General features: G+C 57.5%; 20 protein-coding genes. 8 read left to right on the top strand and 12 right to left on the bottom strand.

What is annotated here, in order from left to right; all coding sequences use genetic code 11:
* The first annotated feature begins 53 nt into the window (after nt 1–53).
* Nucleotides 54–260 (top strand): helix-turn-helix transcriptional regulator, encoded by a 207-nt coding sequence (locus LQG66_RS28625; protein WP_231319197.1) that lies wholly within the window; start codon nt 54–56, stop codon nt 258–260.
* Nucleotides 261–293: 33 nt separating this feature from the next.
* Here the strand turns inward: LQG66_RS28625 and qatD are convergent, their stop codons facing one another.
* The 6 genes from qatD to LQG66_RS28595 form a co-directional block, all read right to left on the bottom strand.
* Complete coding sequence (qatD, locus tag LQG66_RS28620) at nt 294–1,046, bottom strand: Qat anti-phage system TatD family nuclease QatD (protein WP_231319196.1); 753 nt, start codon at nt 1,044–1,046, stop codon at nt 294–296.
* A 10-nt stretch (nt 1,047–1,056) separates the two neighbouring features.
* Nucleotides 1,057–2,412, bottom strand: a complete 1,356-nt coding sequence (gene qatC, locus LQG66_RS28615; protein WP_231319195.1) for a Qat anti-phage system QueC-like protein QatC — start codon at nt 2,410–2,412, stop codon at nt 1,057–1,059.
* A complete protein-coding gene (gene qatB, locus LQG66_RS28610) occupies nt 2,409–3,101 on the bottom strand; it encodes a Qat anti-phage system associated protein QatB (protein ID WP_231319194.1) in 693 nt (230 codons plus the stop codon). The genes qatC and qatB overlap by 4 nt, the downstream gene beginning before the upstream one ends.
* A gap of 182 nt (nt 3,102–3,283) precedes the next feature.
* Entirely contained in the window at nt 3,284–5,239 is a 1,956-nt protein-coding gene (gene qatA / locus LQG66_RS28605) for a Qat anti-phage system ATPase QatA (RefSeq protein ID WP_231319193.1), read from the bottom strand.
* Between the two features lie 104 nt (nt 5,240–5,343).
* On the bottom strand, nt 5,344–6,090 hold the full coding sequence (locus LQG66_RS28600; protein ID WP_231319192.1) for a hypothetical protein: 747 nt from the start codon (nt 6,088–6,090) through the stop codon (nt 5,344–5,346).
* A 62-nt stretch (nt 6,091–6,152) separates the two neighbouring features.
* The gene (locus LQG66_RS28595) at nt 6,153–6,659 is read right to left on the bottom strand and encodes a hypothetical protein (protein WP_231319191.1); all 507 of its coding nucleotides are present in this window, start codon (nt 6,657–6,659) and stop codon (nt 6,153–6,155) included.
* A 144-nt stretch (nt 6,660–6,803) separates the two neighbouring features.
* On the opposite strand from LQG66_RS28595, the gene LQG66_RS28590 reads away from it, so the two are divergent.
* Nucleotides 6,804–7,145 (top strand): helix-turn-helix domain-containing protein, encoded by a 342-nt coding sequence (locus tag LQG66_RS28590; protein WP_231319190.1) that lies wholly within the window; start codon nt 6,804–6,806, stop codon nt 7,143–7,145.
* A complete protein-coding gene (locus tag LQG66_RS28585) occupies nt 7,135–8,397 on the top strand; it encodes a type II toxin-antitoxin system HipA family toxin (RefSeq protein ID WP_231319189.1) in 1,263 nt (420 codons plus the stop codon). The genes LQG66_RS28590 and LQG66_RS28585 overlap by 11 nt, the downstream gene beginning before the upstream one ends.
* Nucleotides 8,398–8,429: 32 nt before the next feature.
* On the opposite strand, the gene LQG66_RS28580 is transcribed toward LQG66_RS28585, so the two are convergent.
* A complete protein-coding gene (locus LQG66_RS28580) occupies nt 8,430–12,962 on the bottom strand; it encodes an NACHT domain-containing protein (protein WP_231319188.1) in 4,533 nt (1,510 codons plus the stop codon).
* Nucleotides 12,963–13,529: 567 nt separating this feature from the next.
* On the opposite strand from LQG66_RS28580, the gene LQG66_RS28575 reads away from it, so the two are divergent.
* The 5 genes from LQG66_RS28575 (at nt 13,530) to LQG66_RS28560 (ending at nt 16,533) form a co-directional block, all read left to right on the top strand.
* Nucleotides 13,530–13,961, top strand: a complete 432-nt coding sequence (locus LQG66_RS28575; RefSeq protein WP_231319187.1) for a hypothetical protein — start codon at nt 13,530–13,532, stop codon at nt 13,959–13,961.
* 765 nt (nt 13,962–14,726) lie between these two features.
* On the top strand, nt 14,727–14,957 hold the full coding sequence (locus LQG66_RS37280) for a BA14K family protein (RefSeq protein ID WP_256460588.1): 231 nt from the start codon (nt 14,727–14,729) through the stop codon (nt 14,955–14,957).
* A 116-nt stretch (nt 14,958–15,073) separates the two neighbouring features.
* On the top strand, nt 15,074–15,796 hold the full coding sequence (locus LQG66_RS28570; protein WP_231319186.1) for an Hsp20/alpha crystallin family protein: 723 nt from the start codon (nt 15,074–15,076) through the stop codon (nt 15,794–15,796).
* A gap of 171 nt (nt 15,797–15,967) precedes the next feature.
* On the top strand, nt 15,968–16,198 hold the full coding sequence (locus LQG66_RS28565) for a hypothetical protein (RefSeq protein WP_231319185.1): 231 nt from the start codon (nt 15,968–15,970) through the stop codon (nt 16,196–16,198).
* A 41-nt stretch (nt 16,199–16,239) separates the two neighbouring features.
* The gene (locus LQG66_RS28560; protein ID WP_231319184.1) at nt 16,240–16,533 is read left to right on the top strand and encodes a hypothetical protein; all 294 of its coding nucleotides are present in this window, start codon (nt 16,240–16,242) and stop codon (nt 16,531–16,533) included.
* Nucleotides 16,534–16,677: 144 nt separating this feature from the next.
* Here LQG66_RS28560 and LQG66_RS28555 read toward each other — a convergent pair whose 3' ends face one another.
* From LQG66_RS28555 to LQG66_RS28535, 5 genes are all read right to left on the bottom strand, one after another.
* Nucleotides 16,678–16,902 (bottom strand): hypothetical protein, encoded by a 225-nt coding sequence (locus LQG66_RS28555; RefSeq protein ID WP_231319183.1) that lies wholly within the window; start codon nt 16,900–16,902, stop codon nt 16,678–16,680.
* Nucleotides 16,903–17,194: 292 nt separating this feature from the next.
* Entirely contained in the window at nt 17,195–17,368 is a 174-nt protein-coding gene (locus LQG66_RS28550; RefSeq protein ID WP_231319182.1) for a hypothetical protein, read from the bottom strand.
* Nucleotides 17,369–17,634: 266 nt separating this feature from the next.
* Complete coding sequence (locus LQG66_RS28545; protein WP_231319181.1) at nt 17,635–17,787, bottom strand: hypothetical protein; 153 nt, start codon at nt 17,785–17,787, stop codon at nt 17,635–17,637.
* 381 nt (nt 17,788–18,168) lie between these two features.
* Complete coding sequence (locus LQG66_RS28540; protein ID WP_231319180.1) at nt 18,169–18,543, bottom strand: response regulator; 375 nt, start codon at nt 18,541–18,543, stop codon at nt 18,169–18,171.
* Nucleotides 18,536–19,591, bottom strand: coding sequence for an HWE histidine kinase domain-containing protein (locus tag LQG66_RS28535; protein WP_231319179.1), 1,056 nt, complete (start codon nt 19,589–19,591; stop codon nt 18,536–18,538). Before LQG66_RS28535 ends, LQG66_RS28540 begins: the two co-directional genes overlap by 8 nt.
* Nucleotides 19,592–19,662: the final 71 nt, after the last annotated feature.

Here is a 19,662-nt window from a genome sequence, read left to right as displayed (position 1 = left end):
GCTCTTTTGGTCGAAGCAGGCGTCAGAAAGAGCCACCAGGAGGCAGCGTAGCTATGCGCGAACCAGATCGTATCATCCGGTTGAAAACGGTCCTCGCCAGGACTGGGCTATCCAGGTCAACCATCTATCGCAAGATAGCCGAAAGCACGTTCCCGGCTCAACTCAAAATCAGCGCCAACGGGACTGGATGGCGTGAATCCGAAATTAATCGCTGGGTCGCAGATCCTGTCTCGTGGCGTCCGAGAGGTGAGTGCAGTTAGATGGAATTCTCAAGGAACTAGCGGTTGGGCACCTTACGCTGACACGAGCTGTCGAAGATTTTCCTGTATCATCGTTCGCATCTCGTTAGGTGATCTTGACCGGATGCTGGCCAACCCCTCGACCGCGAGCTTAACATCACGCGGACGTGCGGGATCTGAGCCGCCCGCCTGGGTGAAGGGGCCATCGGTCTCGGTCAGTAACCGATCCAAGGGCAATCCCGCTATAATCTTCCGATGACGATCATTGCTCAGCATCGCCGCGTTGATAGAAAAGTAACACCCGAGTTCACACGCGCGCTTCGCTTCCGGCGCGGTCCCTGTGAACCAGTGGAGGACGGCCTTTCCCTTGTTCGGCAGCAGGTGCATTTCAAGCATATCAAGAACAGGTTTCACGGCACGCACGCTATGCAGCGTCAATATCTTGTCTTGCTTTTGCGCGCACGAACGCAGGATCTTCTCGAAAATTTGCTTCTGTAGATCGAACGACTTGTAGAAGCGCGGACTGGCGTCAAGACCAACCTCTCCGACATAACGTGAGGCTGGCAGATATTCTTGCCATAGCGCAAACTCGCTTGCTCGCTCGGAGACCAATTGCGGGTGAAGCCCGAGGGCAGCTCTGACATGCTTGGTCTTACTCGCCAACTCATTGTTGCGTGGCCACGCCCGCGGTGTCGTCGTGACGGCAAGGGTGAAGACCCCCTCCTTATCACACTCCGTCACCAATTTTTCATGATCAGGATAGAGATCGAGATGACAATGAAAATCCACGAGGCCGCTCAAGGTCACGCTGTCTCCATCAGCTAGGTCCCGCCCTCACGCCGTCAAGCAAAACGCCAACCTCGTTGAGCCCCCGCGTATAAACATCAGCCAGGGCATCCAATCGTGCAAGCTCATCAAAAAGCGGTCCGGGCTTATGTATCAGCATTCTTGCAAGCTGCGGTCGCTCTCTCAGACGCTCGATAGCATATTGGAACGAACGTATCTGCTTTCCTTCGGCCCGACGCGTATCCATCTCAGACGCCCGCAAATCAGGCACCGTGTAGGTGGTCGGATCACCGATCGATAGGAGCGCACCCCGCCGGATGAGGCATGGCAAGCAGAAACCGCAATGTTCTGTCGCCAGGCCTTTCCAACGACCCTTGGTCGGTGACGAGCACGACATGGAGCTTGGAACGAGGCCGCGCAACAGCTTCGCGTTGGAGCATTCGGAAACCATTTCGCCTTTCGTCTTGTTCCAATAAGGGTTCTCAACGACACCGGGTATGCCGAGAAGATGTAGCAACTGGTTCCACCTGGCGATATAGAACGGGTGCGTGGTGCGCGTACTCAGGGAGCCCAGCCGCAATGTATCGAGCGGCACATTAAGGGAGATCAATCCGTTCTCCGGAACGCGGAGCTTGAACGGCTTCCCAAAACTGGACCCCGCAAATATGCCGAGCGCGAAAAAGAGGAAAGACCGCGCGCGCGTTGAATCTTCGGAGCCGACCTTTCGCACGAGGTTCTTCGGAAAATTCATCCAGAGACGAAAGCGAGTTGGCGATAATTTGGCGTAATGCTTTTGGAGGACATCGAAGCAGTCTTCCTGAGACTTGCTGACGGCGCCCTCGCCAGCATGGCTGGCAAAGAGAGGCTGTCCGCCAGCTTCGAGCGCGTCAATGGCTCCGATCAGACTATCAAGACCACCTGAAAACAGGTTGACGCTGTCATAGGGCGGCGGGATCAACTCTGCGGCTAACGGTGCGAGGTATTGCCTGAATTTGGCGGAACGGGCTCGGAAGTCGACGATCCAGCGGTCGCCCGACAGAAAGTTGAGAATGCGGCGAAGCGTAGGTGCAGCGCCAATCCATCTGGCGGGATCGCTCACGGGCACGACGAGCCTGAGTTCTCGCGTCCACGAATCTTGTGACTCGGTCGCACGCGAAACCCTCGTATCGGCCGCATGAATGTGCGCCGCCAAGACGAGTAAATCGAGCGCGATCTCGGTCGGCACCAATTTTAGTTTTCTCAGATCATTCAGCGCCCTGCCGATACCGTGTCCGAGCCCTCTCTTGGAAACGACCAAGTCAAGCTTAGTGGACACCTCGCCAAGTGCCGTGGGGATTGCGGTGCGATCTCCCGGACCAAAGCGGCCGATGATGACGTGCTGTCTCATGACTCCGCCATCCCGTCCGCCATTGTTTGCAATATCGCGAAGGCGTCAGCGTAGATTGCATCGACAAAGCTGCTTACCTGGCCCTTTGCCAGCGTTCGCAAGTCCGTCTGCGAACGGGCCACGGCATCGCTCACGCCACGACGTATGAAGTCTTTTAGGACTGTCTGGATGCGCTCGACGGCGCGTACGTCGGCGGGCAGCGTCACGCCCTTCGACCCAATATCGTTGTAGATGCGCGCTTCGATCGCATGAGCGGCGTAAAGCTCGAACACAGTCTGCATCTGCGGAGCTGTCAAGGCGTCGAGGTCGGTCAACCCGAGGCCGGCAAGCTCAGCGATGGTTTCGATGAATGCATCGCGGGCAATGCCTTCGTCCACCGTCCCACCTTCTGGACAGATGTAATCAGCAAGCCCGAGAAAGATTTCTTCGATTGGCCGGCCTGCAAGAGCCTCAAGGTTTAGGGACCGGAGTGCCTGCTGAGCGCCTTGATTGGCGACGTCGCTTAAGAAGCTGGCGAGCCGCGCCGTCGTGCCCCGTGACGAGCCCATGCGCTGCACGGCGCCACGATTGCCGCCGACGCCACCAGATAGATATCCAGATATCGCCCGGCCCAGGCTGCGGCGATCGTTGCCGCCGCTCCCTGCAAAGCGCGTAAAATTGGTGCGCGGCGCGGTAAAATTGTCGGGCAACGCGGCTTGCGGTGTCGGTCGAACCGGAGGAGCTGCTGGGACGGTCGGCGGCACCGCGTTCGGGGCCGTTGGGTCGGGGGGTGGTAAATCTGGTCCTGCCGAAGGCGAACCGACGGGGTCAATCCATGTTGGGACCAGAGCAGATCCGGGCGAAGGTCCTCCATATGAACCGGAGGTTCCCATCAGCGCCGGCTCCCGGCTCGGATCTTGAGCGCGCCGGTGGCCGCCGTCTTCAGGACGGTGTTCGAGCTTGCGGCCCAACGTTGCAACAATTGCTCAAACCGCTGGACCGCTGCCTGCTCCACGATGACGCCCTGCCATCCGGAGACGGCCCAAGGTCCGTACCGGCCGACAGGAATGGCTTCCAGTAAATCGATCAAGCTGTTCTGCAAAGCTGGCTGGGTGCGAACAAGGACCGTGAGGCCATCAATTCCAGGCGGTTGTGCTTCAAAGCTGTCACTGCCCACGACGCGACTTCTGACCGCCTCAAATATCTGAGCGGCTTCAGCCGGTACCAGTCGCCGCAACTCAGCCTCGAGCCGCTGGACCGCGATCTTCGGGCCAAACATCTTCTCAACAAGTGGCGCGAGATGACCAAGAGCAACCCCAGCACCGAAATAGTCTTTGCGGTCTTTGGTCACAAAGAGATAGGGACGCAAGTCTTCCGTCGCGATTGGCGGCTGGACCTTCGCCCAGGACAGGATGGGTTGCGATGCCATCCATTCCGCCAAGGTAGCGCTCTCCGGAGGGCCTGAAGCAGGCTCGGCATCTTCCGGCTCCTTTCGCGCCGATTTTTTCGGTGTCGCGGCGGTGCCGGTTCCACCAGTGCCTGATCCCTCAAGATGGGCAAGCATCGCGCATTGCCCCTTGGGATCGACAGCGGCGGCCGTCGCGATCTGTTCAAAAAACCGCGGGAGAAATCTTTCAGCCAACATAAGCTTGGCGAGAACCGATAGTTTAACTTCAGCGCCGAAGCCGCGCGCCTCCGCCATCTGATGGCGGAGGAGGAGAGTATTCAGAAATCGTTTTATCTGACGCGGATTGCCCCTCGTCCCGCTCGCTAGGATGGGACCGATCTGATCGCTCAGCACAAGCATGTCTTGCGCGTTTCCGGCAGCGTCGCCGAGTGAGGCCTTCACAAAGGCGAAATCGATGGGTGTCGTGTCCCAAGGCTTTTTCAGCCGTTCGCGGCTCGCCGCTATCAGTCGCTTGTAGCCGTCATTTTCTTCTCCGATCACCGCACCGATCAAAAGCAGAGTTACATAGATGCGTGTTTCTGCCTCTCCGAGAGCGGGGATGCGGAAGGGGACCTGTATCAGCTTTTCAAGATAGTTTCGCGCGTAGTCCCGAGGGCCGGTCGTATCGGGAAGGTCGGGAAAATGTTTGCGAACCGCATATTCGATCATCGCTTCATCCGCGGCGACGACGAATGCGGTGTACTCGGTCATAACGAACAATCGGATCGCTTCGAGAGTCTCGATTGCGGTGTCGGGCAGGCAGCGATCAAGATCGTCGATGAGTACGATGAGACGTTTGATACCGGCTTCTTTAAGTAACTGATCGAAGGCCTTGCGAAATTCGTCGATCTCCTTCGGGACACTCTTCGATTCGACCTCGTCCTTCATAATCGACTTCACGTTGCCGATGACGGTGTCGAGATTTTCCTTTGTGGCGAGCTTGGCCGGATCAGCCCAGATGCTCTGAAGACCTCCAAGGATGGCCTGCAATTGGTCCGGGGTCGGAATTCCGGTAAAGGCGGTGAACGCTAAGCCTCCGGCATGCTTGGCAACCTTGAGCAAATCGATCCGGCGCCAAACGTCCTTGACCAGACCAGTTGCCTTGCTCAAGAGCGGGCGCTTTTCGATAAGGCCGGCAACAATGCCTTCGATCAGCGCGATCTTGGCATCCTCGAAGCCTTGAAAGCGCCAGCCATTGAACTTGAGGCAGAGAACGTCGTCGTTACCGTCAAGGCCGCCTTCGATCATTTCAAGGATGCTGGATTTACCAGCGCCCCAGTCGCCGTGGACGCCGATCGTCACCGGGCGCGACGGCTGCTCGCTGAGCAAGGCAATGATGCAATGCGCAATCGCTTCATTATTTAAGAGGTCAACGCTTGTTTCGTTGTCCGTAAGTATCATTTGTCTCCCCCGATGCATCGAAGGATAAATTTGAATGTTTCGCAATAGGCAATTCGACCACTGGTTGCGGCAAGCTGCCGCTAACGCCTCTTGGGGCCGGACGCTTAATTACTCAAATCGCGAACGATCAGCTCCACTGCTGCGAGTGCAGTCAGGGCCGCCCCCTTGTCGCAAGTCTCGCCAAGACGCTGAGCACGACCGGGATGGATGAGATTACGGAAGTCTTTCGCCAAAGTGATTTGTTGAGCCGTTGGGCGCTTAATGAGCCCCAGGGAATCCGCGACAGCAATGTACACCCCAAGCGCCCATTCGTCCGGTGGACCTTTAGTCTTAACCGGAACGTTCGTTAGATCGGGTGTAGGGCCTATGGCCCACAACAGTAAGGCTTCCGCAGCGGAGCCAGCCAAAACGGTTGCCGCTTTCCATTCTCCATTGTGCAAGGCGCTTGTCGCCGTGCTTAAGTCCAGTCGGATACTATCTCGCAAATCAGCGTCCGATATGAACGCCAAATCGGCTGTAACTGGCGAAGGGCTTTGGTCTGGACATTTGGCGAGAGCGTCTCGGATCAATGAGAGGACATTTCTGCCACGGATTTCGGACACACCTATCTGTCCTGCTCCCTTGCGCTGCCAAAAGCCAACGGAGTTTTTGATCGCCTCCACACCTGAGACCAAATCGCTGTAGTCGGCTCCGCTAATAGTCAGCAACTCTGTTGGGAGCTCGTCGACCAAACGCGCGATCGCCATCAGGCCCGCGACGGTCGCATGTGTTATGTCGAGTGTCCGAGCATTGAACGCGGAGTAGTGTTGATCAATCAGCGCAATGATTTCAGAAGGCACCACGCGGGGCATGCAACATTCCTTGTTGCTTCACGACCAGAACGCTAGCGGCGGAATTACTTTGGCAATTCAGTCTAGGGTGATGGCTTAGCGGGATCAAAAAGCTCTACAATCATCGTCGTGACCACTTGGAAGGGTGTCAGAAACATCGGGGCGTTCAAAACCGCATCGCTTCCATGAGCGAACATCTTACGCAGTGGATTGATCCAGCCAATGTCTCCTGAGATCAATCCCTGGTCCCTGGCAGCCTCAAGGAGCTCGGCCAACATGACGGGCGGCCGCAACTTTCCTTTGCGATCTAACCTCCCCTCGAACTGACTGCCGATGCGGAGCCGCAAGGCGTATTCGAGGCAGGGAAAGGTTTGGCTCGCAGCAAGGGTCAGCAAGTCATACGAGAAGTAGGAATAGATGTACGCGTTTCTGATGCCATCGTGAGATCGTCTGACGGTGTCAGGCACGTAGGCCGGCAACCCAAGTTTGCGCATGTCGTGATGAAGTTGCTCAAGCGTGCTGCCGACAAATCCAGCCGCCCCGGAATAGTAGGGGTCCGGCGATTGTAGATTCTGCACTTCCTTAAGCATATGCATCTCCCACGGCAGAAACTGCTCTTAAACGCATATTACAGCACATAAAATGCTCTTAAGAGCATTTACCTTGACTCCGGCATCAAGATGTCACATGCTCTTGAAAGCATCTTAAACCTCATAAGAGGCCTTTGAAAGCACATGGTCGCCGTCAACAAGCTCCAAAAGGCTCCGCCTTATCCCGTCTCCCAAGCGCTCAAGCACTTTGGAGCCAATCTGCGCACGGCCCGGATTCGCCGCAAGATGACGATCGCGGATGTGGCTGATCGCATCGGGACAGGACCGCGCGCCATCATGGACGCTGAAAAGGGCAAACCTTCCACCGGCATCGTTGTCTATACGAGCCTGCTGTGGCTCTACGACTTGTTGCAGCCATTCGACGACCTGGCCGATCCGCTCAAGGACGAAGAAGGGCTTTCGTTGCAATCAGCCACGGAGCGGACCCGCGTGCGCAAGAAAGGGAGTCTCGACAATGACTTCTAAGCAAAACACGGAATGCTACGTCTACATCACCCTACCCGGGCAAACGGACGCGGTAACGGCGGGCCGTTTCGAACTCAGCAAGGACCGGCGCGGGAACGCGCTCGGCCGTTTCGTCTATGGTAAGTCCTACCTCGCACGCGGCGACGCCGTCCCGATTGATCCAATTGAACTCAAGCTCTCCGGTGATACTTACGAGACAACCCGCTTGAACGGCGTGTTTGGCGCGCTACGCGATGCTGGCCCTGATTACTGGGGCCGGCGCGTCATCGAAAAGCATGCTGGCGTGCCGCAACTTGGCGAGCTGGATTATCTGCTCAATTCAGCAGACGACCGTGCTGGCGCGCTCGGATTTGGACTAGGGCAGCAGCCACCCGCTCCTCGCCGCAAGTTCAACAAAACGATCGAACTCGCGAAGCTTCAGGACATTTCTGAAGCTCTTATGCGAGAGGAAGACATCAAAACTGAGGAAGCCGCGCAGGTCCAGGATCTGATGCTCATCGGCACATCGATGGGTGGCGCCCGTCCCAAAGCCGTTGTGGAAGACACCGACGGCCTCTGGATCGCAAAGTTTAACCGTCCTGACGATCGCTGGAACAACACACGTGTCGAGCACGCAATGCTTGAGTTGGCTAAAGCTTGCGGGATCGGCGCCGCGGCAAGCCGCATCCAGACCATCGCCGGCAAGGATGTGCTTCTTATCAAGCGTTTCGATCGAGAGAAGACCGAGCAGGGCTATACACGCTCCCGGATGATCAGCGGATTGACGCTGTTGCGCGCGGAGGAGTCGGCCGAGGGGAGAGACCGCTGGTCCTACGTTCTCTTGTCCGAAGAACTGCGCCGCGTCGTCAAGGAGCCTAAGAGGGATGCACAGGAACTCTTTCGGCGCATGACCTTCAATGCGCTCATTTCGAACCTTGACGACCATCCGCGCAATCATGCGCTTCTTGCCAAAAATCAAGACTGGCATCTTTCCCCAGCCTACGACCTGACACCATCGCCGGTCATTGCGCAGGATCGTCGGGATTTGGCGATGGATATCGGCGATCAAGGCCGCTTTGCCAACACGAACAATCTGCTATCTCAGCACACCCGATTTCTTCTCGACGAAACGCAAGCCAAGGCAATCGTGGCGGAGATGACCGACAAAGTGCGCTCATCCTGGTATGACGTTGTACGAGCACAGGGCGTTACGGAAAAGGACGCCGAGACCATTCGTGGAGCCTTCGTTTATCCGGGCCTTCACCAAGAATAATCCAGGCTGCCGTGGCCACGACCCACGTGATCTCATTTACCGGAGCGGTTGGATCGCCTGCGAGCTAATCCAGGCGAGTGCTCTTCCTTGCGGCTCATCGGGGCAGCCCAGACGTCCCCCTTCCATTCACCGTTTTCGATCCACCAGAGACCACCCAGCGAATGACGGTCGCTTTCGTCTTCGTAGCGTCTTGGATCTCCGGCGACGCCACCGTCCTTCTCCGCGATCAGCACCCAAGCGCATGTCAGATTCCATTTCCGAAGCGCCTGAGTCAGAAGTTCCGCATTAATCAGTGCTGCACCATCGCGGCCCTGTGTCGGTCGTGTATCAAAAAATGCCAAAGTGCCATCCATCGTAACAAAGCCAGGTGACCACGGGTTTTCCGGCCTTAGCTGCAAGGCACGCGCGAGCTGTTCCGATGGGACGGCGAACATCTCGACCGCGTCCGACTGATCATATTCTCCTCGATCTCCCGACAACGTTGTTGTCAAGTAACCGAATTGGCCCGTCGACCGCTCCGCATTGAGCAACGGCCCGGCCGCCACACCTGCCAAGAGGTCCGCGGCGTGGAGCCCAAAAAGTCGGTGAGTCGTATGCTCGTGCTCGACCAGATCAGAGCCCGAAATATCTTTTCCGCGGATTTTGTCAAAGAGCTTTGGGAGGGTCTCAGGTTTGAGAATGATTAGCTCAACGAAGAACTGCCCGGTCCGCAGCGGGCCTTTCGTTTGAAGTTTATTGAGATAATCCTCGTCCGAGCGATACGCCTTCACAAGCCACCACCGCGCGCCAGACCGGTCCTTACGCTCCACAACACTTGGCAAATGCGGAAGATCCTCGGTTGTCGAGATCCAAGCGAGATCTAACGCGTCGCCAACGGCCTTGAAGTCGGTTGCAGGAAGACCGATCGGCGGAACGCGCGGGTCCCGCAAGTCAACCGCTTCCTCCTTCGTCAACAAGAACGATACATCGATATCAAGAGTGTCAAACAGCTCAATATTCTGCAGGATCTCCGGCTTCTTCTCCCAGTCAACGTACCAATGGTGGTCGATGAGATAGCCGACAAGCTCCCAGTAGGCGATCCATTGATATTTCTTACCGATGCGCTCAATGACGTGCTCGGTCCGCCTGCCGCCCCATCCCGAAAACTTCCGTTCGACGTGCTCGTGCTTCTTCTTGGACCATCCAAGATCGACAGCGCGCCAGGCAACCCAACGCTGAGCGCGCTGCCGCGAGAACAGCTTGATTTGCGCATCCCCGTGTTCTTCATACGGAGGTTCGGATTTGAACCGAGCACGCAACTCAGGCGTCAACTCGGCCAACAAGCGTTTCTCGGCGTCCTCAAATTTCCGCTTCAGGGCAGGCACCGATGGACGGGGCTTTTGGACGTAACCTGCGGGCGGCAAACTCGTCTCCCAATGCAGCGCCGCTTGGGCTGCTTGGTAGGCTTCGCGCGCTTTGCGCGTTGACGTGCCGAGCGCGCTGACTTTCCGCCCTAACTTTCCAATTTCCTTCCAGAACTGCGCTTTCGCCATCGCCGCCGTTTGGGGCTTGCCATCACGCAAGGATACCTCGGAAAAGCACCGCCCGATCGCGCTCATCGTATAGGTGCCAAAATCGCCGGCCATGGAGAATTCGTTGTCGGGATCGATATAGTGACCAACGACCGACGACATGATCGAATAAGCGTCCTCGTCGAGCTTTTTGACCGTTGCGCGCGATGGCCAGGTCGTGATCGGCTTCGTTGCGAACGGAGGCCGGCATTTCTTCAGATCAATCGATTTCGGAAGGGCTGTTCGTCGCGAAGCGAGATCAACGATACCTTGCGCATAGTGCCGCACGACGGCGTGGCGCTCCGGCACCGCCGCAGAGAACACCATATTGTAAGCCGCCTCCGCCGCCGCCCCAAGAACAGCAGGCTTGTCGTGAATGTGCAGGAGCGCGCCATAGGCAGCCCCGAGCACACGTTCACGAAGATAGAGATCGTCAGCTTCGCCGAATGTGAAAATCGTTTGCGCAATAAGAAGCGGGGCACGATAGAACATCGCCGTGAGAGCTTTTGTGGCCGCATCACGCACCTCACGATCCGTCGTCGTCAGAATCCAGCCCAGCGCCAAGGCGACGAGCCGCAACCGTTCCGAGTCAGTCTTGGATACCTCAGCCGATGCTGCCCAATCGATAAGGATGCTGACAGGGCTTTCGCGGTCCATCGCGCCGACGAGATAAGCGGACCAGATGGCATCGCGATCAGGAAGCGGCAGGCTCGTCAGATGCTTGTGCAGATAGTCGGCATTGAGCAAATGACCGGGATGGGACGCGAGCTGGATAAGGGTCGAATAAAAGTCATCGTCATCGAGCCCGTCATTTGTGCGCAGATGCTCCACCAAAGCGACGGTTTTGGCGGTGACCGCGCTCGGAACGCGCAGCTTCAGGCTCTCGATGAAGCTCGAAATCGGAACGGCAATGTCCTTCGCGAAACCCTTCCCGATGTGGACAAGCTCAACGCCGAACTTTTCCGGCACCTGCACCATCAGTGCTTCAATAACACTGGTGAACTGGTATCGCGTTTTTGGGTTGGTGAGGTGAGCAAATGAGCCGCGCGGGCCAAGTTCGACCGCTAGCGCAGCGGCGGAGTCCACCAATTGAAGGATCGCCGACGCACAGAAGTGATCGGAGAACCGCTGAAATGTGAACGTGATTTCCTGCACACCATCGCGCCTGTGTGCCCAGCGCAGCAAGCCTTCGTCTTCAAGCTTGAAGAGAAACGTGTTGCGATGCTCGGAGGCATGCGGAGGGTAGAGATATTTTTCCAGGAAGGCTCGCGCATCATCACGGGGAAGCGATAACGCGTCTTTCAGGAGCAACTCATGTGCGAAGCCTTGCAGGGCATTCCAAACGACCGCTTGGTTCGGATCGAAACGATCGAATCCTTTTCTGATCAGATTTTTTTGGACACTCGTCACGTAGAAGCGGAACACATCGGACAACCCATCGAGACCGAGTGGGAACGCAGTCCTTCCCTCGGCCACCAGCGCTTTGCAAGCGGTCGACAGGAACAAGGGATTCGTAAACTCCGGGTCCAAAAAGGGCATCGCAGGCCGATCAATGCCCCGTTTATCGAGATATTCCTTAGCAGCCTGGCCGAAGTTACCTGCAAACCCCTGATGTGTGCGCCGTGTGAGATTGTGCGGGTCAGGTAAACAGTAGGATTCATACGTGGTACGGCACGAGAGGACGACAGCAAGTCGATCGAACCGCTCGATGTTGCGCAACAACCCCAAGAGATGGCTCCGCCATATCGCTGCGTCTTCGGCTTCGTTGATTGCGTCGATGGCGATCAGGCACGGCCGTCCGGCGGCGAGCGCTGCCGCCTGTAGCGCGCCCAAAATTTCATCTTGCGTGAAGCGATCGAGGCCAAGCTTTAACGCGATCTGAGGCCAGGGGTCGCCGCGCTCGAAATACTGACCAAGAAGCATCACGGCCGGCGCGCCCGATTGAAGATGCTGCTGAACGGCATGAGCCAGCGCATGTGACTTCCCTGAGCCAGCCGTACCGGCGAGCAACAGGACCGGCCGGGCAAGAAGCTCCGGGTCGCAGGGCAAAACAAGCGCCGCCTCGAGAAGACGGTCGAGATGCATGAGCTCGCGGTAAGTGTCTTCGTCGGTGGGAACGCGCCATTCACGCGCCATATCATCGTAGAGCGCGCTCATGCGCTTCGACATAGCTTCGAGATCGATCCGTGGTGCATCAACCCAAGACATCGAGAGGGCTTCTTGTTCGAACGACCGAAACTCAGACGCGGCCTTCTGTGCCGCGGCGCGCACCGACTCCGGCATGCCGCTATCCGTGCTGATGTTGCTCGCCTTTGGAATGACCTCATGAATCCGCGTACAATAGTCCCGCGTGCCATGAAGGTACGCCTCGTTGCGGCAAAGAACGTCGAGATGACGCTGCGCGCTCACATCGACATGATCGTCCGCCGAGAAGCGCTCGTTGAGATCGGCCTGAACACCATCGAACTTTTGCCGAAACCATTCGTCTGTAAAAAGCACCTGATCGAACCAGTAGGTGCGAACGCCCGCATGGGACCCCGACGGCAATGTGAGCTGCCGAATGAGCTCGGTTTCATCCCAGAGATCAAGCGCGACAGTGCGGCCCGCTTCGGACGCTTTCTCCGCGGCCCATGTGGTGAATTTCGTCCAGCGCGCACGCTCGCTATCCCTCGTGCCGACACCGCTGCCCCCGAGGTTGCGGGGAATAACGACGACATACCTCGCGAGCGTGGGAAAGTTGGCAAGGGCTGCCTTGAAAGAGTCTTTGATCTGACCGATCTGGCCGTCATCCATAGTGTCAAGGAAGAATTTTGATTGCCAGCCGTGGTACGTGCCGTCCGGGAATCTCACCAGGATTTCGACGCCGCCGTCAGCTCCCTGACCTCTGTTCTCGATCAGCTGATGACCCGCCGGCGGTGCCGCGACAATCAACTGGCGGGTGAGTTCTTCGAAGGCGACCTTTTGATCGCCCCTATGTGGACGCATCTGGGAAAAGTGAATCGTAGCGCTTGCCATGCAAGCGAAAGTAACGACTTTTGCGCAACCAAGAAAGTGCAAACCCTGGCAGGGCTACGAACTCCACAGCCGGTTAGCAAGCCGCGCTACTAACTGAGCGAGCAAGTCCTAACGCCAATCGGCGGCACTCTCACCGGTCTTCCTCTAGCGATTCTGCCGAGACGCCCTAATTAGATCTCGATCGGTGGCTATCCGATCGCACTGCCCCAATAACGAGCACGCCGATGTGCAATGCTTGGAATCACTCCGCGAGTTGCCCCTGCGCCTTTGGCCCAGGTGGCGGCGGTGGCCGGGGTCGTGGTGGCGGTTTTTATTCAGCGCGAGAGATCGATATCTGGCCAAGCTGGGGCCGCGAGCGGCATCCCACGGTCGCAAGTTACGTCAATCCCAATGCTCGTTGTCCCGTGTGCGGCGCACAAGTTTTCTTTTATCGGTCTCCCTATAACGGCAGGGTGTTTCTTGACAGCTTAGGCTGGCCGTGGCCCAAGCATCATTGCACCGGCCGTCGCAGCGAGACGCCATTAACAATCATCCCGACCTGGCAACGGGGGGGGGTGGCAGCCGCTGATGTCCTCACGTGCACGCACCGGCACCGCCGGTCACACCGTAACCGGAGATGTTGATGGCGATTATCGTCAGTTGCACCTAGTCGCAAGCCAACCTGTCGACAATGCCAGTCCTGTCTTCGTGCGTCAGATCGCTGGCAAGCCCGACCTATTCTACGTCACCTATCTCAGTTCAGACGCGTTCAGCAACCACGAACGAAAGACGGTCGGCTTCTTGGAGACGATCTTGCCGGTTGCGACCGACATCATTGGTAAAGCCGCCGCAAGCGATGGCGCCGCAACTTATGAGATCGGAAGGTATTTGTTGTGGGAGGCGAACAGCCCATTCGACGCCGCTCCTTATATCGAGGCTGCCGCGATCGCGGGCGTTTTCGATGCGCAGGTCGACTTGGCCATTCTGCGGCTCTTGCCCATCGCCCAAAGGCCCAACTGAACAAGCTTGCTCAAGAGACAGCTTGTTCGATTGAACGACGCTCATTCTCATCAAAACTTGCGCGCTCGTTGGCCCATTCCACGTCGCGTTAATGTCGCGTGGAGCCGCCGGCAAATTTTGGGAAGCCTTGAAAACAAACGGAATTTTTTGCGCAACGACGCGACATGGAATCCGTGAGAATGCCTCGCAACGGCCTCGCTAATCATTTAAATCGTCGAATTTTTTCTTGGCTGCGGGGATAAGATTGGAACCTGTGATCTTCAGGTTATGGGTCTGAAGAGCAGACGGCCACGCGGAGTATCTGCTGATTGGCAACGGGTTCGGCGTTATGTTGTTGCCCCCCACAGCAAGACTCACAGGGAATTGACCAGAATAGCTCCTGATCTCTTAAGCCCAGCCCGAGCGGATTCGAACCGAAATATTGAAATATTTGCTTGGTATTCCCAATGGTATGACCCGCTCTCGAAAGCCAAAAAATTGTTATTTATCAGCTGCTTGGCCATCGTATTCGACGCCGGCCAGGGGCACCATTTGGGCGTTCGCCCTCATCCGCCGACATCTTTTTCCATCTTAAAATCAAACCCGAACCCGCCGTTTGCCCTACGCTGGCGTCCGCCCCGATGTGTTGGTATCCGCCCCCTCCGCTGGTATTTTGCTGGGGGCTGGCATCGCGATTGTTGGGTGGAATCGAACCTATACCGGCCAAGACTGACGCCTATTTCCGGCACCTGAAGCCGGCAGAAAAGGACCACGAGCGCTGCGACGATGGCGGGCTATTCGCAGAGCGCACTCGTTGGCGGGGCAATTGTAGGGGCAACGCAGCCCTACGGTTATTACGGCTACGGGCCCGGCTACTATTACGGTCCGGCCTACGTCGCTCCCGCTCCCTGTGTCGGTGACGACACCGTGTCCTATTGCGCGCTACGCTTCAGGTCCTATGACCCGTATTCCGGCACGTATCTCGGTTACGACGGCCTGCGGCATCCGTACCCGTAACTGATCCATCGTGTCGGCGAACGATCACGGTTGAACATGCGCTGCGCGCCGAGCTCGATTGCCAACACAACCTGGCTATGGATCTGTGTTAGCGAATCCGCTCGGCCCGCCGGCTTTTGACGCAGCAACGCAAGCTCATCGCATATGCTCCGCTCGTTAGGTCAACCTCGCTGACGGGCGCTCTTGCTTGCGGGGGCTTCGTCATCATTACCGGCGGTTCCGCCTTCAAATCCCCCGGCCATCTTGCGCTACATCAAGGCCATCGCGACTGCGAGGCGCAGGTTGCCCTCAATATTCCTTTCAACCTGTGGAGAGAGCAGATGAGCCTTCCGAGATTGTGGACCACCAGCCGGGAGCCAGCATTCGAACCCTTCAGGGCCATGCGGCGTGAAATGGAAACCGCGCTTCGCGCTTTTGATCAGGGTTTGCCTTCTCCCGGCATCGGGGCGGGCGCGCCGGCGATCAATGTGGCGGAAACCAAGGATGCCTTTGAAGTGACAGCCGAACTTCCCGGCGTGGACGAGAAGGATATCAAGGTCAGCCTGGACGGCAATCAGCTGGTGATCTCCGGCGAGAAGAAGGCGGAGAGCACGAAAGATGAGAAGGACTGGCATGTCGAGGAGCGCAGCTACGGCTCATTCTATCGATCGATGTCTCTGCCGTTCGAGCCGGAAGAGGGAGCCGTCGAAGCCCATTTCGACAAGGGCGTGCTGCATCTCGCGATCAAGAAGCCCGCCAAGGCCGTGAAGACCACCAAGACAATCGATATCAAGACAGGCGCTCCACCGAGCGCGAGCCCAGTATCGAACAAGGCCGCTGCGCCGGGCAAGGCTGCCTAGTCCCGCGCGGACGTTGCAAAAAACCGGAGACCCGAGCCAGACAAGCGGGTTGCGGTCTCCGGGTTTTGTCATTCCCATTCTTCCGATGCCGTGACGAGATGTCGCGGCTGATTGCGCTGTCGGTCTGAAAACAGCCGCCGGCCAGGCTTCTATGACGGGATGAGAGATCCGATGAAAAAGCCAGTTCGCTCAATTGACGAATCCGAGCCTGAGCAGAGGGTGCCGCGTGCCGACAGGCCGCCGACGGAAGGATTTGTGGTCATTGTCGATGGGCACTTCAAGTCGAAGTTTGACACGGCCGAAGCTGCGGAATCATCGGGTCGTAAACTTAGATCGAACTACCCGATGCTCAAGATCGAAATTTATGATGCCGTTACGACGACCCGAACGTTATTGAGCTGAGAAACTCAACTATCGCACCGTCCTCATCGGGAGCGGGAACAATGGCCTTCCTGAAACGAGAACTGTATCGCCAGCTAAAGGGCACCGAGACCACACACGAGGACCGTTGTTCCCTTGTCTTCGATACAGACACCAAGAGCTTGTATGTCGAGCGAGAGGTGGCGCATTTGGAGATAGGCAATGGGGGCACAATCGAATGCCAAACGGCAACAATGGATATTGCAGACTATCTAACGCAAGGCGGTCAGACCGCGGGTCACCGCGAGCTATGGCGTTTGCTGAGGGCGCTCTTCAATGACGACAGCGGCAACGCCGACTCCTCTCGTGAGATATGACATCGCCGCACCTCTTCGCAGCCATGGCCTGACGAAGCGCCCAAGCCGACTGACTTGGCGTCAAACGCGTGGAATGCAAGTAAGACAATCGCAATCATACCGTCTCTGCGATACAGGCCGCACGCACGGCGGCCTGTGGCAGCGTCATGCCAGGCTCTGCTTCTCGTTTGCGATTTGCGCCAACAGCTTGCGTACTCGCTCATCGTGAAATGCCATTCCGAAAAGGGCCAGGACGACCTGACCGGGCGGAAGTTCCTCATCGCCCTTTGCCTGCCGGATGAACATTTCCATCTCACCATTTTCGCGAACTACGATCGCCGCGTCGCTGGAACGCAGCTCGATGCGAGTTTGTCGCTTTAGCCCGAACATTCCGATCTCCTGTTTGCGCCTTCCCCAGATGACACAACTCCAGACTCGGGGAAAGAATACCAGAGAAGCCAATCTCGCGGTTAGACTAGAGCACCCGTCGCCTTCGGCTCACCGGACCAGGCCTACTTCAACCGGCTGCATGGACGGGATCCGCTTGGATCCAGTGAAAGGAGCTGCTCGGACGAGTAAGCGCGCATTCACACGCGTGCAAATGAGGCCACCAACCGAGGCAGCCTCATTTTATGTAGCGGAAAGAGATTAGTATCGGAAAGACCGCTGGACTATTCGAGCGTCAGGACTTTGACGGCGCTTTCTTTTCGAAGGCCGCGGTTACCTCATCCTTCTCGATGCGAGCCCCCGGGGTGCCGGGCTGGTTGAGGTTTTGCTCTTCTGTGCCGTCTCCCATCATTCCCGTGTGCTTATCGGCGGATTTCTTCTCGATGGTCGGCGAAGGCTTGTTCGTCATGGGAATACTCCGTGCGCAGGTTCGCCAGACCTCAACAGAACCGCCGATCAATGGTTCCTGGTCGGTTCTCTCGACCTGCCTCTTGAATGAACGAGGCGGCCAATCGAGGCAGCTCGTGAGACCCGCCCCGCCAGTTGCGATATTGAGCGGGGCGCTTACACTGAGCTTCGGAGGCTCGGGGGGCGTCCAATATCATCGGTTCCGAGAACGAGCCTGAGTGCGCCTGCGCATCTATTCCTTCTTAAGCGGCGGCGGCCTGGCGCAAATCAGCGCGGCTTAGGAACACCTTCCCCCGGGGTCTCTTTCGCCTCCTCATCGGCCAGCAACTTCAACAGCACCTCTCGCTCCGCGTCAGTGCGCGGCTCCGCGAGACGCTTTTTGAAGAGGGCCAGGTTCTCCCGGTGAATGAACTCATCCATAGCGAACCTCCCTGCTCGTGCGATCGCCGTCGCGATCGGGGCGACAACACCAACAGTTAGATTCCTCTCATGTCCGGGAGTCGACATAAAAAATGAATTCTGGAACGCGCCCTCAAATACGGGCAGCGCAACTTACCTATGGTGAAGAGCCGCCTCGACTATGTTTCGAACTTTGCGAATTTAATCGGTCAATTTTACACTTCTCGTGATCTCTCGCCGACAGAAATCAACTCCGCGACGAGGTGGCGAACATCGCGCCGAAGCGAACGTCGTATTGTGCAAGAGAGAGACCCTTTCCGCCCGCCATCTGCCGGCGGCTCATCATCAGCACTTACAAGCTACAGTGCAGAGCGACGCCCGTCCGATCTACAGACGCCACGATCACTCGATTGGCGCGATCTCGAGGCGAATAAGCATCGCCACCAGCTCTTCGAACTTGAACGGCTTCCTCAGCACGGGCCGCTCCGAGTGACCGCTTCTCAAATCATGACCGGTGTTGCCGGTCGCATAGACAAACGGGACTCGCCGCGCAGCAAGTGCGTCCGCCACTGCATGACTGTCGTTGCCATCCAGATTCGCGTCAAGCAGGGCGACGTCGAAGGCTTGCGCTTCAATCAACACGAGCGCCTTTTCGACCGTCGCGGCAGATGTCACCGATTCGCACCCGAGGTCGGCAAGCATGTCTTCGACCATCATGACAATCAGCATCTCATCCTCGACCACGAGGGCTCGCCGACCGCACAGCAACTTATCCACCGGGAGCGCCTCCAGCCAAGGGAATGTCTATGGTGCAGATAAGACCGTTCGGCTGATAGTCCAGCTGCACCGTGCCATCCAGCTCGTGGGCTAGGCCGCGCTCGAGCACCCGCGATCCAAATCCCTTATGTGCCGGCGGCGTAACCGGAGGGCCACCGTTCTCCTCCCAGCGCAGCAGGAGCCGTTCTCCGGCCGGTGTCGTCTTCGCCGTCCACGTGATCAGGATTGATCCGGCCGCGTTGGACAATGCGCCGTATTTCACGGCATTGGTCGCGAGCTCGTTGAACGCGATGCCGAGCGCCAAAGTCGCTTTTGGCGGAAAGCGGATGTTCTCACCCGTGATGACAATGCGATCCGCCCGGCCGCCGGAGACCCCGAATGGCTCCAGGGCATCGCGAACGATATCGAACAGCCCTGCGCTTTCCCATCTTTCGCGGGTCAGCAGGTCGTGCGACCGGGAGAGCGCAAACAGCCGGGACTCGATGGACCGCCGAATCTCCGTGGGATCGGTCGTGGTTCGCAAAGTCTGCCAGACGATCGATTGCACTGTGGAAAGGGTGTTCTTGACGCGATGATTCAACTCGTCGATCAGCATTCTGGATCGAACTTCATCGTCCTTGTGCTTGGTGAGATCAATGAGCGACACAAAATACTGAACGACGTTGCCGTCGGCATCGCGAACCGGGCTGACGAAGAGCCCGGCCCAGAATTCGCTGCCGTCCTTGCGGCGGCAGAGAGTTTCTGCGCCGCCACCGGAAGAACCGGCGAACTCGGCTTTGGTTCGTGTCAACGCCTCGGCGTCCGAACCGTCAGCCATTAGGAAATTGAACTCTTTGCCGAGCACTTCGTCCCGGCCATACCCCGTCAGGGCGAGAAGACTGTCGTTGGCAAAAATGATCGGATTGTCGGGTTTCGCCGCGTCCGTAAACAGCATGGCCATTCGGGTCGTTTCAGCGGCAACGACGAACGGACCGAGGTCCTTCCGAAAGCCATCGACCACGGCTTCGGCGCCCTTCTGCCGATCAGATTTCTGCGTTATTTCCGACATGTCCCTGGTCGATCGATGTGCCTTGCAGGCAATGCCGTGATGACGGTCCGCAGGCGTCTTCCTGAGCCAAG

The organism is Bradyrhizobium ontarionense, from assembly GCF_021088345.1.
GTDB classification, from domain to species: Bacteria; Pseudomonadota; Alphaproteobacteria; order Rhizobiales; family Xanthobacteraceae; genus Bradyrhizobium; species Bradyrhizobium ontarionense.
This window is presented reverse-complemented; position numbering and strand designations above follow the sequence as displayed.